This is a genomic window from Actinopolymorpha cephalotaxi (assembly GCF_013408535.1).
In the GTDB taxonomy this organism is placed as follows: Bacteria; Actinomycetota; Actinomycetes; order Propionibacteriales; family Actinopolymorphaceae; genus Actinopolymorpha; species Actinopolymorpha cephalotaxi.
Genome location: NZ_JACBZA010000001.1, coordinates 2645804 through 2659939, shown reverse-complemented (window position 1 = coordinate 2659939; position 14136 = coordinate 2645804). Strand labels below are relative to the sequence as shown.

The 14136-nt window shown below is 71.3% G+C and carries 13 protein-coding genes; 7 read left to right on the top strand and 6 right to left on the bottom strand.

Translation table 11 applies throughout. The annotated features are described in order from the left end of the window. Window positions 1-137: 137 nt before the first annotated feature. Together FHR37_RS11930 and FHR37_RS11925 are read left to right on the top strand one after the other, a co-directional pair. Window positions 138-536, top strand: coding sequence for a hypothetical protein (locus FHR37_RS11930; RefSeq protein ID WP_092882687.1), 399 nt, complete (start codon window positions 138-140; stop codon window positions 534-536). 42 nt (window positions 537-578) lie between these two features. Then, complete coding sequence (locus tag FHR37_RS11925; protein ID WP_092882688.1) at window positions 579-2318, top strand: hypothetical protein; 1740 nt, start codon at window positions 579-581, stop codon at window positions 2316-2318. Between the two features lie 117 nt (window positions 2319-2435). On the opposite strand, the gene FHR37_RS11920 is transcribed toward FHR37_RS11925, so the two are convergent. Further along, window positions 2436-3401, bottom strand: coding sequence for a hypothetical protein (locus FHR37_RS11920; protein WP_092882689.1), 966 nt, complete (start codon window positions 3399-3401; stop codon window positions 2436-2438). Window positions 3402-3911: 510 nt separating this feature from the next. Here FHR37_RS11920 and FHR37_RS11915 point away from each other — a divergent pair. The 4 genes from FHR37_RS11915 to FHR37_RS11900 all read left to right on the top strand — a co-directional run bounded on the left by FHR37_RS11915 (window position 3912) and on the right by FHR37_RS11900 (window position 8023). Continuing rightward, window positions 3912-4067 (top strand): hypothetical protein, encoded by a 156-nt coding sequence (locus FHR37_RS11915; protein ID WP_175542439.1) that lies wholly within the window; start codon window positions 3912-3914, stop codon window positions 4065-4067. 400 nt (window positions 4068-4467) lie between these two features. Next, window positions 4468-5526, top strand: a complete 1059-nt coding sequence (locus tag FHR37_RS11910; protein ID WP_092882690.1) for a hypothetical protein — start codon at window positions 4468-4470, stop codon at window positions 5524-5526. 115 nt (window positions 5527-5641) lie between these two features. Next, window positions 5642-6688, top strand: coding sequence for a non-homologous end-joining DNA ligase (ligD, locus tag FHR37_RS11905; protein ID WP_092882691.1), 1047 nt, complete (start codon window positions 5642-5644; stop codon window positions 6686-6688). Between the two features lie 39 nt (window positions 6689-6727). Further along, window positions 6728-8023 (top strand): RNA polymerase sigma factor, encoded by a 1296-nt coding sequence (locus FHR37_RS11900; RefSeq protein ID WP_092882692.1) that lies wholly within the window; start codon window positions 6728-6730, stop codon window positions 8021-8023. A 96-nt stretch (window positions 8024-8119) separates the two neighbouring features. Here FHR37_RS11900 and FHR37_RS11895 read toward each other — a convergent pair whose 3' ends face one another. Genes FHR37_RS11895 through FHR37_RS11885 form a run of 3 tightly spaced genes read right to left on the bottom strand, consistent with a single transcriptional unit; the run spans window position 8120 to window position 10668 of the window. Next, complete coding sequence (locus FHR37_RS11895; protein WP_092882693.1) at window positions 8120-8659, bottom strand: hypothetical protein; 540 nt, start codon at window positions 8657-8659, stop codon at window positions 8120-8122. A gap of 60 nt (window positions 8660-8719) precedes the next feature. Next, window positions 8720-9790 carry an ATP-dependent DNA ligase gene (locus FHR37_RS11890; protein ID WP_092882862.1) on the bottom strand — a complete coding sequence of 357 codons (1071 nt, stop codon included), beginning with the start codon at window positions 9788-9790 and terminating at the stop codon, window positions 8720-8722. Between the two features lie 38 nt (window positions 9791-9828). After that, window positions 9829-10668, bottom strand: a complete 840-nt coding sequence (locus FHR37_RS11885) for a pyrimidine reductase family protein (RefSeq protein ID WP_175542440.1) — start codon at window positions 10666-10668, stop codon at window positions 9829-9831. Window positions 10669-10755: 87 nt separating this feature from the next. On the opposite strand from FHR37_RS11885, the gene FHR37_RS11880 reads away from it, so the two are divergent. Next, the gene (locus FHR37_RS11880; protein ID WP_092882695.1) at window positions 10756-11610 is read left to right on the top strand and encodes a polyphosphate kinase 2 family protein; all 855 of its coding nucleotides are present in this window, start codon (window positions 10756-10758) and stop codon (window positions 11608-11610) included. An 85-nt stretch (window positions 11611-11695) separates the two neighbouring features. On the opposite strand, the gene FHR37_RS11875 is transcribed toward FHR37_RS11880, so the two are convergent. Further along, the gene (locus FHR37_RS11875) at window positions 11696-12157 is read right to left on the bottom strand and encodes a MarR family winged helix-turn-helix transcriptional regulator (RefSeq protein WP_092882696.1); all 462 of its coding nucleotides are present in this window, start codon (window positions 12155-12157) and stop codon (window positions 11696-11698) included. Next, entirely contained in the window at window positions 12154-13992 is a 1839-nt protein-coding gene (locus FHR37_RS11870) for an MFS transporter (RefSeq protein WP_237768696.1), read from the bottom strand. Before FHR37_RS11870 ends, FHR37_RS11875 begins: the two co-directional genes overlap by 4 nt. Between the last annotated feature and the right edge of the window lie 144 nt (window positions 13993-14136).

The window sequence follows — 14136 nt, the reverse complement described above, 5'->3', positions numbered from 1 at the left end:
GATCAGTTCGCGTACCGTCGTTCCCGGACGCCGCGCGCCGGCGTTCTCACACGTTGTTCGATCCGCGGCGGCCGGCACGTCCCGGCCGGGCCGGCGAGGGTCGTACGCCAGCTTTCACACGAGGACGGTGGCCGTAGATGGGGACTCAGGTCGAGCCGGGTGCGCTGGACTCCTTCGCGAAGTACGTCGACGAGCTCGCCGACGGGTGGAACGACAAGTCGACGTCGGACGCGGTGCGGATGTCCGACTCGAAAGAGGGCGACTACAACTACCCCCGGCTCGGAGACTTCGGCGGCGCCAAGACCTTGACATCGACGTACGAGCAGAAACGTGCCGACACGGCCAAGTCCTGCGGCGAGCTCTACGACGCACTCCGCGGGCTGGCCAAGGCCACCCGGAAGATCGCCGACAAGTACCGCTCCGCCGAGGCGCTGAACAACGCCAACGTCGGCCAGATCGACAAGATTCTGGGGGAGAACATCAAGTCCCCGGCGAAGGACCCGACCAACCCGGGCACCGACCCGCCCAAGGCGTAGTGCCACCAGGTAAACCGCGGGTCCACGACGAGGGAGAGTGTGATGGGGGATTTCCCGACCGACGAGTTCGAGAAGACCGAACACGCCAAGGTCATCGGCAAGCTGTGGGGCGAGTGGTCCCACATGCCTGAGACCGACACCGACGCCGACACCGTTCCGTCGAGCAGTACGACCTACAACACCAAGACGCTGTGGCAGAACGTCGGGTCCCAGGCCGACACTCTGGCGGAGGGCCTCGACAAGGCGCTGAAGACGCTCCTCGACGGTGGCCACGGCAGCTGGGAGGGCGACGCGGCCGAGGAGTTCCGCAGGACGGTCAAGCAGATCGTGCGGTTCACCCGGGAGATCGCGCACACCGCCGACAGCACGTATCCCAAGCCCGGTGGCGAGGGCGAGAAGAGCGACAGCAACTTCGAGTCCGCCAACGCGACCAAGAGCTTCGCGCAGATCTTCGACGACATCGACTCCCAGCTGACCTCCACACAGAAGGACGAGGCGCTTCCCGCGCCGCCCTACTGGACCACTCCCTACTGGATCAAGTGGTGGGCCGACTTCGGGTTGGACTGGACCATCAAGTACGAGATCCGCAAGGGAACGGGTGACGGAAGCATCATCACCCCGCCGGGCGGCAAGGCCTGCTACGACTCGGACGAGATGTCCGGCGGCGACTCCGGCGCGGGCGGCATCTACGCCACCGCACAGGTGAAGGTCGAGAAGGACTGGGACGGGATCGTCTTCGGCTTCCTGCCGAAGGAGAACACCGACAACAACAAGCTGATGACCCACCTCAAGTTCAACGAGGAGCAGGAGAAGACCTGCCGGGAGTCGGCGAAGACGCTGCTGGAGAAGTACGGCGAGGCCCACAAGAACATGCCCACCCCGCCGTCGGGCCTGAAGCTGACCTTCAAGTCCGGTGACCCCGGCGCGTTCGGCGGCGGTGGCGGTGGCGGGGGTGGCGGTGGCGCCCCCAAGATTCCCGGTGGTGGCGGCGGCGCCCCGAAGATACCTGGTGGCGGCGACGGCCCGAAGGTGCCCGGTGATCGCAACGGCGACGGGATCCCCGACGACCCGACCAACGGCGGTCGGCCCCAGGTGCCGGGCGACCGGGACGGTGACGGGATCCCCGACAACAAGGACCGGTATCCCGACGACCCGACCCGTGGCGGCGGTGGCGGGTTCGACCCGTCCAAGGACCGTGACGGCGATGGGGTGCCCGACTACAAGGACCGGTATCCCGACGACCCGACTCGCGGTGGCGGTGGCGGATTCGACCCGACCGACCTGCCCGACCGTGACGGCGACGGGGTCCCCGACTACAAGGACCGGTATCCCGACGACCCGACCCGCGGCGGCGGAGGCGGATTCCCCGGCGGCGGCGCGGGCAACGTCGACACCGGCACGACCACCGCGCGCGCGGGCGGCTTCGGTGGTGGCGGCGGCTTCGGTGGCGGCGGAGGCGGCATCCCCGGTGGCGGCGACCTCCCGGGTGGGGGCGGCATCCCCGGTGGCGGTGGGCTCGCGGGCGGCGGCGTCCCGGCCGGTGCGCCGGCGGGAGCCCTCAACGTCGGCGGCACCGGAGCCGGCGCGAACGGCATGGGTGGTCCTGGCGCGGCAGGCGCCCGCTCCGGCATGGGCGGCATGATGCCGATGATGGGCGGCGGCGGCATGGGCGGCGAGGACGGCGGCCAGGAGCAGGAGCGCTCCACCTGGCTCGACGAGGACGAGGACGTCTGGGGGAGCGACGACGACGCCCCGCCCCCCGTACTCGGCGGAGGCTTCTAGAACTCCGAGAGCCACCACGGCAAGGCGATCACGGCGGCGGGCCGAACCCTCGACGGTTCGGCCCGCCGCTGCACGTGTGCCCGAGCGTTCCTGCCGGCTGGATCGCCCGCGTGGGCTCTACCGCCCGCGGGTGAGCTTCGGGGTGACGGTGAGCTGTCCGTCCCCGCTGTCGGTCCGGGCGACGGCCAGGTGCAGCCCGGCGACGTCGCCTTCCACGAAACCGTTCTTGGGCGTCAAGTGGCCGTCGACCCACCGCCGGGCCTCGTCGGACTGCATTCCGTCCGCGACCTGGCGCAGCAGGTCGGCGTACCGGCTCCGGAGTTCGGCGTCGGTGACCTTCGCCTTGCCGTCGTAGTGGATCGCGCTCATCGTCGCTTCCGCGGCGGAGAACTTCGCCCGTACGTCGTACGCCGAGGACTTCGGGGTGCAGCTGTCCGCATCGCACTCGTACCCCACCTTGCCCAGAGCTGCGGACATGGCACCGGGGTCCTTCGGGAAGTCGGTGCCACGCGGCATCTCCGGCGCGCCGGACCTGGTGAAGGACGCGGTGGCCGCCTCCGGATGTGCGGTGAAGCTCACCGACCCCCAGCTCAGGCGGGTGGCCTGGTCGACACCGTCGCCGAACGTGGGCAGTCCGGCGTACTCCTGCCCGAGCAGCGGTTTGCCGACCACCTCGATCACTTCCCGCACGGGGCCGACCGCGTCGCCGGTAGTCCGGTGTTCTCCTCGGATACCGGAGAACGGCGCGGCGTCGATCTCCACCAGCGCCGCCTGGTCGCCGCTCGCGGACCCGATCCGAACCACCAGCCGGGTGCCGTCGGACTCGGTGCGATAACACGAGCGCACCGGGGTGGGCGCCGGCTGCGTGTCGTAGCAGGTGAATCCCCGGCTGGTGAGAGCGCCGGTGAGTCCGGTGGCGGCCACAGGCGCGGCCGCGGGCCTGGTCATCGCCTCGTGCGGTGCGGACCCGCCGAGTCCACCGCCCAGCACGCCCGAGCCGAAGAGGTAGCCGCCGATGACGACAACGAGGAGGAGTACGACGACCAGCGCGCCGCCGAGTAGCAGGCGCTTCCGGCGTCGCACGGACGTGGCCTGGGGTGCGGCGGACCGGCCCTGGTCCGGTGGTGTCGGCCGGCCCGGTGGCCGACCCTGCCGGCTCTGCTGCCCCGGTTGCCACTGCTGATCCTGCTGCCGGGGTGGCGGGCCCTGGTACGGCGCTGAGCCGTGGGGTGGAGGTGTGCCCTGAGGGGTGCCCTGCCGCGGGTCCGTGCGCCGGCCCGGGCCCTGCCGGGGACCTTGGCGGTCGTACGGCGGGGGAGCCTGGCCCGGCCGCTGGGGCTGACCCTGGGGTGGGTTCTGGCCGGTCGGTCGATCCGCGCGGGAGGGCGGTCCGGACTCGGTGTGGGGCGTGGGACCAGACCGTCGTGGCGGACCCTGCGGCCCGGGCGGACCGCCGGATCCCCGCGGAGGAGGGGCCGGACGTCCAGGTGGCGGTTGGCTCATGGTCGCCAAGTATGCCGTCTGGGTAGTGGTCCGTTGCGTACCTTCTGCCCGGTTTTGACAACGGACGAAGCGGCGGTAAAGGTAACCCACATGTCGATCGTCGCGCTGCTGGCGGTCCTGCTGCTGATCGCGATCCTGGCAGCGGCCGTGCTGGCAGTCGTCCTGGCCGGCAGGCAGCGCGCCGGCTCGCGACCCGGACCGGGCGCACCGCCTCCGGGCTGGGGTGGCCCGCCGCCGCGACGCTGAGGCTCCGCCCGGCACCCGGATTCGCAGACCGACCGACTGACAGACCGAGATGGCGTTGGGTCCGCACGACCGACGTGACGAGGGGAGAGGCGGGCCAGTGCAACCGCCAGCAGACCGCCGGCCGGGGCCGCCTCCACAGCGTCCCCAACAGGGCCTGCCGCACAGGTCGCCCAATGGTCCGCAGCAGCACCGGCCGCAGGGGCCACGCCCGCAGGGTCAGCCGAACGGGCCGCGCCCGCAGGGTCAGCCGAACGGGCCACGCCCGCAGGGTCGGCCGCCGGGTTGGCCGTCAGGTCGCCCACCCGGCCCGGGACACCCGAACCCCCCGAACTCGAACCCGAACCAGCCCCCGCCGCCGCCCGAGCGTCGGCGAGGACGCGCCGGCGTCGTCCTCGCCGTCGTGGGCTTGGTGATCGTTCTCGTCGCCGTCGCCGGAGCAGCGGTCTGGTTCGGCAAGAACTGGAACCGCGGCTCCTCCGACGACGCGGGCGACTACTACGGCAAGCAGGCTGACAGCCCGCGTGAAGCGCCGACGTACGCCGAGCCGGGTGGCACCGGCGGCGCGATGGGACAGGCGCTGCGATCCAGCCTCACCTCCGCCGGCTTCTCCTGCACCCGCACTCCGGGCAACCGTTCCGCGTTGCTGACCTGCGTCCAGACCGGGAAGGCCCCCGCCCCGTTCGTGGCGAAGGTGACCGTGCTGACCGGCCGCGAGAAGGTCGTCCGGGTCGACGCGGACGTACGCCCCGACCCGGCCTGGTCGGACCTGGACTCCGGCAGCGGCAACAACTTCGACGGCGCGCCGGACGTGTCGGCCGTGGCGTACCGCACGTTCGTCGTGCTGGGTCTGGCCGCGATCCCCGACGGCGAGCGCCCGGAGTTCGACAAGGCGATGCAGAAGTCGCTGTCGGAGAAGAGCCGGGAGACCGCGAAGACGTCGGTCGCCGAGATCGCCGTGACGGTGAGTAAGTCGGGTCCGTCCACCTTCGAACTTCGAGGGGACGAGGAGAGCGGCGACCTCGACTACACGCCGGGCCTCAGCCTGATCACCCCGAAGGAGGTGTCGGCCGCCCTCGGCAAGCAGGGAATGAACTGCGACCGTGCGGAGCAGTCGATGACCTGCACCCGTGGCGACGTCAAGGTCCACCTGACGTTCCCCCGGCCGGCGATGAAGGGCCCCGACCAGAAGATCACCGAGCTGACCGCCTCCGCGCCGTCGACCGGCGGGGTTGTCAACCCGGAGTTGCGGGCGACCGCGCGGACGCTCACCGGCCTGGTGGCCGGGAAGTTCGGCGGCGCCGGGCCCGCGCAGTCCTGGGCCGGCGGCTGCTTCGGTGACCGGACCGCGGAGACGGTGGTGGGTGCCAGCACCCTGGTCTGTACGCCGCGGCTCACGGGCACGGTCGACTCCCCGCGGGTCGTGAGCCACGAGTTCGCCGTCCGCCCGGTGCAGGACTGACCGCAGGACTGACCGCAGGCCTGACCGCAGGACCAGGGGGAGTCGCGCAGGTCTCGGGTACGACCCTCCGGTCGCTACCGGCCCGCCTGGGGGTGGTGCGCGCTAGCGTTCCTCCATGGCGACGCCGTACGAAGAGCTCGAGGTCGGTGACCGCACCGTCCGCCTCACCAACCCCGACAAGATCTACTTTCCTGAGCGGGGCTTCACCAAGCGCGACGTGGTGCACTACTTCCTGTCCGTGGGCGACGGTATTCTCGGCGCTCTCCGCGAGCGGCCGACGACCCTGGAGCGCTGGCCCGGCGGCGTGTTCGAGGGCGCGAAGCTGTCCACCCGGGCGGACAACCGCGGCGACGCGTTCTACCAGAAGCGGATTCCCAAGGGCGCGCCCGAGTGGGTGGAGACCGCCCGGATCGCGTTCCCGAGCGGGCGGTTCGCCGACGAGGTGTGCCCGACCGAGCTCGCGGCGGTGGCCTGGGCGGCCAACCTCGGCACGCTGACGTTCCACCCGTGGCCGGTCCGCCGTGCGGAGGTCGACAATCCCGACCAGATCCGGATCGATCTCGACCCCCAGCCCGGCACCGACTTCACCCACGCGGCGGCGGTCGCGCCGCGGCTGCGGGAGCTGCTGCACGAGCTGGGCATGGAGGGCTGGCCGAAGACCTCGGGGGGCCGTGGCCTGCACGTCTACGTCCCGATCCAGCCGCGCTGGCCGTTCACCGAGGTACGCCGCGCCGTGATCGCCCTGGGCCGGGAGCTGGAACGCCGGATGCCCGACCACGTCACGATGTCGTGGTGGAAGGAGGAACGCGGCGTGAAGGTGTTCGTCGACTACAACCAGATGGCCCGCGACCGCACTATCGCCTCGGCATACTCCCTGCGGCCCAATCCCCGGGCGACCGTGTCGGCGCCGCTGCGCTGGGACGAGCTGACCGAGGTCCGTCCCGACGACTTCGACCTGGAGACGATGCCGAAGCGGTTCGCCGAGGTGGGTGACCTGCACGCGCCCGTCAACGACGAGGCGTACGACCTCACGCCCCTGCTGGAGTGGGCCGACCGGGACGCCCGCGACCACGATCTGGGCGACCTGCCCTACCCGCCCGACTACCCGAAGATGCCCGGGGAGCCGATGCGGGTGCAGCCCAGCCGGGCGAAGAAGGCCTGACCGCAAGCAGGGGTTGACGGACACGTGCGCGGGACTGCGATGACGGACGAACGAGCGGCGAGAGCGGCGGTAGAGCAGGCGTTCGGTGACCACTGGGGCCGGCTGCTCGCACTGCTCACCGGCCAGCTGCGCAGTCTGGAGATCGCGGAGGAGTCGCTGGCCGACGCCTTCGAACGCGCGATCCGGCACTGGGCCGTCGACGGCGTACCCGACCGGCCGGAGGCCTGGCTGCTCACCACAGCCCGCAACCGCGGCGTCGACCAGCTGCGCCGGGAGAAGACCCTGGCCCGCAAGCTGCCCCTGCTCGTCGTCGACGCCGAACCGGCCGGGGCCGCCGGCAGCACGGACCCCGCGGACCCCGCCGACCTGGTCGATCTCGCCGCCGGTGCCAAGGAGGAGATCCCGGACGAGCGCCTCCGGCTGTTGTTCACCTGCTGCCATCCGGCGCTGGCGATCCCGGCCCGGGTCGCGCTCACGCTTCGCATGGTCGGCGGCCTCACCACGGCGGAGATCGCCCGGGCGTTCCTGGTGTCCGAGCCCACCATGGCGGCCCGGATCACCCGGGCGAAGAAGAAGATCGCCGCGGCCGGCATCCCTTACCGCGTGCCGCGCGGCGCGGACCTGCCCGAACGCCTCGGTGGCGTCCTCGCGGTGCTGTATCTCGTCTTCACCGAGGGCCACGCGGCGTCGTCGGGGGAGACCCTCGTCCGAAGGGGACTGTGCGCGGAGGCGATCCGGCTCACCCGGGTGGTGTCCGCCCTGCTGCCCGCGGAGCCCGATCCGGTGGCGTTGCTCGCGCTGATGGTGCTCCAGCACTCCCGGCGCGACGCGCGCACCGACGAGGAGGGCCGGCTCGTGGTCCTGCCCGAGCAGGATCGTTCCCGCTGGCACCGCGCCGAGATCGACGAGGGAGTCGCGCTGGTCGAGCGGGCGGCGTCCTACCGGCAGGTGTCGGCGTACCTCCTGCAGGCGGCGATCGCCGCCGAACACGCCGGCGCGGCGCGGGCCGTCGACACCGACTGGGCGGCCATCGCGCAGCTGTACGAACGACTGGAACGCCTCACCGGCGGCTCGCCCGTCGTCCGGCTCAACCGCGCGGTCGCCGTCGCCGAGACGGCAGGAGCCGACGCCGGGCTGGCCCTGCTGGACGGCCTGGAGGAACGGCTCGGCGACTACCAGCCGCTGCTGGTCGCCCGGGCGGAGTTCATGCGGCGGACCGGAGATCACGACGCCGCGCGGCGCGCCTACGTGAGGGCCCGTGAGCTGGCCGGGAACGACGCCGAGCGGGACTTCCTCGGCCGCAAGCTCGCCGACCTCGACGAGGACAGCCGGTAGGACGGCGCCGAGCGGCCGCGGAAAAGAGAGGGCAGCCGGTAGGACAGCGACGAGCCGCCGCGGAGGTGAACGGGACGGGCGAGGTGGGGAACGCCGTCAGACCGACCGCTCGTCGCGTACCGACGGGTCGCCCGGTGCGTGCGGGTCCCGATGCTCGATCAGGTGCAGGCAGGGTACGCCGAGACGGCGGCGTGCCTTGGACGTCCAGTCGACGTGGAAGAACTCCGCGACCACGTGCGGGCGGGTGAGGATGACCACCTCGGAGGCCTGGCGTTCCCGGACCGCGTTCGACAGCGCCTCGACCGGCTCGGCGGAGGTAATTTCGCCGTCGACGGTGCAGCCGCGGTCGGCCAGGGCGGCCAGGCTCTCGTCGAGCGCGGCCTGGCTGCGTTCGACGATCTCGGCCTGGATCTTGGCCAGGTCGACGTCGGGGAAGTTCAGGGCAGAGGTGGCCAGCACCTCGCTGGCGGCGATGGACCCGAGTGCGGACTCCACCCGGGCGGACGCGTCCTCCACCGGGAGCAGCACGTGCACATGGGTGCGCCCGGGATGGGTGCGAGCTCCGTAGAGTCCGGCGATCTGGCCGGCGTCGACCTGCGACAGCGGCTTCTCGATCAGGAGTACGACCTCATACATCGCGGACCTCCTTCTCCCTCAGGTTCATCGTCGCTCGCGGGTGGTGCGGTGCAAAGGATGTCACTGCAGACCCAGGATCTCGGCGAGGTCGAAGCGGACCGGCTCCTCGAGCTGGTCGTAACGGCACGACTCCGGCTCCCGGTCCTCGCGCCACCGGACGAACTGCGCGGTGTGCCGGAAACGCACGCCCTCCATGTGGTCGTAGCGGACCTCGACGACGCGTTCGGGCCGCAGCGGCACGAACGACAGGTCCTTGCCGGCGCTCCATCGGCTCTGCTCGGCGTTGCGGGGCGTACGGCTGCCGGCCTCCTGCTTGGCCCACGCCCACGGGTGGTCGTCGAACGTCGTCACCAGCGGCTGCAACTCGGTGAACAGCTCCCGCCGCCGCGCCAGCGGGAACGCGCCGATCACGCCCACGCTGGCCAGGTCGCCGGCGTCGTTGAACAGGCCGAGCAGCAGCGAGCCGATCGCGTCCGGTCCGCTCTTGTGCACGCGGTAGCCGGCGACGACGCAGTCGGCGGTGCGCTCGTGCTTGATCTTGAACATGACCCGTTTGTCCGGCTCGTACGGCCCACCGAGCGGTTTGGCGATCACGCCGTCCAGCCCGGCGCCCTCGAACTGGTGGAACCAGCGTTCGGCCAGGCTCCGGTCGGTGCTCGCGGGCGTCAGGTGGATCGGCGAGGTGACACCGGCCAGCGCCTCCTCCAGCGCTGCGCGGCGCACCGAGAACGGCTCACCGGTGAGGTCGCGGTCGTCCAGGGCCAGCAGGTCGAACGCCACGAAGTGGGCCGGCGTCTGCTCCGACAGCAGCCGCACCCGGCTGGCGGCGGGGTGGATCCGCTGCTGCAGGGTGTCGAAGTCGAGGCGGCCGCGGGCGCGGTCGGGCACCACGATCTCGCCGTCGACCACGCACCGGACGGGCAGCTTTTCCAGGACGGCGGCCACCACCTCGGGGAAGTAGCGCGTCATCGGCCGCTCGTTGCGGCTGCCGATCTCCACCTCGTCGCCGTCGCGGAAGATGATCGACCGGAAGCCGTCCCACTTGGGCTCGTAGCTGTGGTCGCCGTGGGGGATGTGCTTGACCGGCTTGGCGAGCATCGGCGAGACCGGTGGCATCACGGGCAGCTGCATCCGCCCAGTCTGGCCGAACGCGGTGCCGCCGGGCGAGGTCACCCCGGCGTTTCGCGGTGCGAACCGGTGAGCCAGCGCTGGAACACGAAGCCGTCCTCCTCCAGCAGGGAGGCCAGGGTGAGCCGCGTGGGTTCGGCGAGCAGTGGGCCGTGCGTGATCCGCATGGCGGGCCCCGCCAGCAGCTCCGGGGACTGGGTGAGGCACACCTCGTCGACCAGCGACCCGGCCAGCAGCTTCGCGAACAGGTTCGGGCCGCCCTCGGAGAGGATCCGCCGATACCCCCGCTGGGCCAACGCGGCCACCGCCTCGGCCACGTCGACCTCGGACTCGCCGGCGATCGCGACGTCCACCCGGCTTTCGAGCGCGGTCCGGCGTTCGGGCGAGCAGGAACGGGAGGTGATCACGATGGTGCGCGGATCGGCCAGCAGCCGGTCCGGCACGTCCAGGGAATGGCTCACCACGGCGATCGGCGGGGTGGGCGCCAGGCCGAGCTGCTCCCGCAGCGCGACGAACGCGGGCCGGATGGTCGCCGGTCCGTAGCGTTCGGTACGCGCGGTTCCGGCGCCGACCAGGATCACGTCGCACAGTGCCCGCAGCAGGGCGAGGACGTGCCGGTCGGGCCGGCCCGAGATCGTCCCGGACCTCCCATCGGGACCCTGCGCGGCGCCGTCCACCGAGGAGACGAAGTTGACCCGCAGCCAGGCCCGGTCGGCGAGGTCGGCGGGGTAGCGGTAGATCTCGGCGAGTTCGGCGTCGGTCAGGTCCGCGGTCTCCCGAGCGGACGCGGCCGGGCCGGTGGTGAGGATGCGCACCCGGTCGATCCCACCAGACCGGCGTACGACCGCCGACGCCAGGGGCCGGGCGGCGGTACCTCGCACGCGGACGTGGATGCGGGCAGACTTGCCCTTGCCAACCGGGCAGGGTGGACGACGTGGCGACATGGACGACGTGGAACGGGAGCGCGGATGAGCAGGGACGACGTGACGGAGCGGCTGGCCGGCGTACTCGCCCTGAAACCGGGGCCGGTGGATCTGGCGAAGCTCCCCACCAACGCCACCCCGGGCTTCGAGGGCGGCAAGCGCGCCGGCAAGCGGGCGCTCGCCGAACTGACCCCCACGATCTCCGACCTGCAGGAGCGGCTGTTCGCCGAGGGCCACACCGGGGGCAACCGCAGCCTGCTGCTCGTCCTGCAGGGGATGGACACCTCCGGCAAGGGCGGGACGCTGCGGCACTCGGTCGGCCTGGTGGACCCGCAGGGCGTGCGGATCACGTCATTCAAGGCACCAACCCGGCAGGAGCTCCGGCACGACTTCCTCTGGCGGATCCGCAAGGCGCTGCCCGAGCCCGGGTACCTCGGGATCTTCGACCGGTCCCACTACGAGGACGTGCTCGTCGCCCGCGTGCACGAGCTGGTTCCGCCGGAGACCTGGACGGTCCGCTACGACGTCATCAACGAGTTCGAACGTGAGCTCACCGGCAACGGCGTCACCGTCGTCAAGTGCTTCCTGCACCTGTCGAAGAAGGAGCAGAAGAAGCGGCTGACCGCCCGGCTGGAGGACCCGACGAAGTACTGGAAGTACAACCCGGGCGACGTGGACGAGCGCGCCCGGTGGGAGGACTACCAGGCCGCGTACGAAGCAGCGCTGGAACGCACCAACACCGACGCCGCCCCGTGGTACGTCGTGCCCGCCGACCGCAAGTGGTACCGCAACCTCGCCATCACGAAGCTACTGGTGGAGCGGCTGTCCGACCTCGATCCGCAGTGGCCGGCCGCGAACTTCGACGTCCGGGGCGAACTCGCCCGGCTGAACCGCACCTGAGCCCGCTGTTCAGTCGTACCCCCCGGCCATGCGGCCGGCAAAGGAAGCCGCGGCCCACACCTGGGGGCCCACCTCAGGCAGCACCTCAGGCGTCGTCGCCCACCAGCGCCTCCAGTGCCGGCAGCGCGGCGACGAGTGCGTCGTGCTGCTCGGGCGTCAGCCGGTCGACGCGGTTGCGAAGTGCTTCGGTACGCAGTGAGCGCAGCCCCCGGGCGATCTGCTGGCCCTCCTCGGTGGCTGCGACGATGCTGGCCCGCCGGTCCGCCGGATCGGACGTGCGGACGGCGTACCCCGCGCTCTCCAGCGTGGCCACCACTCGCGACAGGGTGGGTGGTGCGACCTGCTCGCGGTTGGCGAGGTCGCCGAGCCGCATCGGTCCGGCGTGGGTCAACGTGGCCAGAGCGGACATTCCTCCGTGCCCGAGATCTCCGCGCTGGGACGCCCCCTGGCGGCGCATCCAGCGCGACAGCCGGGCGATGGCGAGGTAGAGCCGGGTGGCCTCCTCCCGGTCCATGGGCGCGGGCCGTGTCGTCGCCTTGTCCGTCATGCGGCGGCACCCTCTTCCTCGAAGTCCTCGAAGTCCTCGATGTCCTCGATCCGGCGTTCGCCGTGAACGTAGCGCTCACCGCGCAGCAGCGAGGCGAAAGCGCCGATGACAGTCATGATGGCAGCCGCGGCGAAAACGATCACCAGCCCGTGGTGGAACGGCGCGGAGATCAGCCGGGGAAAGAACTCCTTGCCGGTGAGCGTCGCGACGTTCGAGGCGGGCAGGTGGTCCAGCGCGCCGGTCGGTCCGAGCAGCTTGGCGATCGGGTTGTAGCCGAGGAAGGCCGCGAACAGGCTGCCGACCGGCGGCAGGTTGCCCACCGACGCGGCGACCGGGGAGGACACGCCCTGCGCCTCCAGCCCGCGGGTGAGCGTGGCCGGCAGGGAGTTGGCCAGGCCGGCGATCATCAGCGAGAAGAAGATACCGATGGACAGGGACGTGCCGGAGTTGAAGAACGTCCCGCGCATTCCGGACGCCGCGCCGCGCTGGCCGGCCGGGACGCTGTTCATGATCGCGGAGGTGTTGGGGGAGGAGAAGAGTCCCGAGCCGATGCCGTTCACCGCGATCAGCGCGGCGAACGCCCAGTACGGAAACTCCACCGGCAGCATCAGCAGGCCGACGAACGTCGCGGCCACCACCAGCAGCCCGCCGGTTGCGAAGGCTCGCGCGCCGTACCGGTCGGAGAGGTAGCCCGAGAGCGGCCCGGCGAGCAGGAACCCGATGGTGAGGGGTACGAGGTAGATCCCCGCCCACAGGGGCGTGGCGGCGTAGTCGAACCCGTGCAGCGGAAGCCAGATCCCCTGCAGCCAGATGATCAGCATGAACTGCATGCCGCCGCGCCCGATCGAGGCGAGCAGGCCGGCGAGGTTCCCGGCGCTGAACGCGCGGTTGCGGAACAGTCCGAGGTGGAACATCGGGTCGGCCACCCGGGACTCGACCACGCAGAACGCCACCAGCAGGGCGACGCCGCCGATGAGCCCGGTGAGCACCCACGGACTCGTCCACCCCATGGTGTGCCCGCCGTAGGGCTGGATGCCGTACGTGATGGCCGCCAGCACGGCGGTGAGCCCGAGGGCGAAGGTGAGGTTGCCGGCGACGTCGATCGAGCCGCGCCGGCGTTCGCCGAGTTCGTGCAGGGAACGGTAGGACCAGATGGTGCCGAGGATGCCGATCGGGACGCTCACCCAGAACACCGCCCGCCAGTGCCACTCGGCCAGCAGTCCGCCGATGATCAGCCCGAGGAACGACCCGGCGATCGCCGCCACCTGGTTGATGCCGAGGGCCATGCCCCGCCGGTTGGCCGGGAACGCGTCGGTGAGGATCGCGGTGGAGTTGGCGAACAGCATCGCCCCGCCGACGCCCTGGACCACCCGCCAGCCGATCAGCCAGAGCGCGCCGGCGCTGTGCACGAACGGGTCGACGGCGAGCATGACCGAGGCGACGGAGAAGACCACGAAGCCGTAGCTGTAGATGCGGACCCGGCCGTACATGTCGCCGAGCCGGCCGAGGGAGACCACCAGGACCGCGGAGACCAGCAGGAAGCCCATGATCATCCAGAGCAGGTAGCTCACGTTGCCCGGAGCCAGCGGGTCCAGCTGGATGCCGCGGAAGATCGCCGGCAGGGAGATGATCACGATCGAGGAGTTGATCGTGGCCATCAGGACGCCGAGTGTGGTGTTGGACAGCGCCACCCATGGGTACCGCGGGTGGTCGTGTTCGTACCGCGCGCGCCTGCCGGCGGTGCGTACGGATGTCTCGTCTCGTTCCCGGACGCCCCGCGCGCCGCTCGTCGGGTCGCCCGGGAGGTTGCCCGGCGGGTTGGTCGGCACTGACACGGGTGTGGGCCTCCACGGATCGACCAGAATTAGTTGCTTGACGCTAACTAACCTAACCGACGTGGTGGGCGCGGATGTTCCCGGCTGCCGCCTTCTCCAGATCGGCGATGCTGCCGGACATGATCGTCCGGAGGCGGGCTAGTT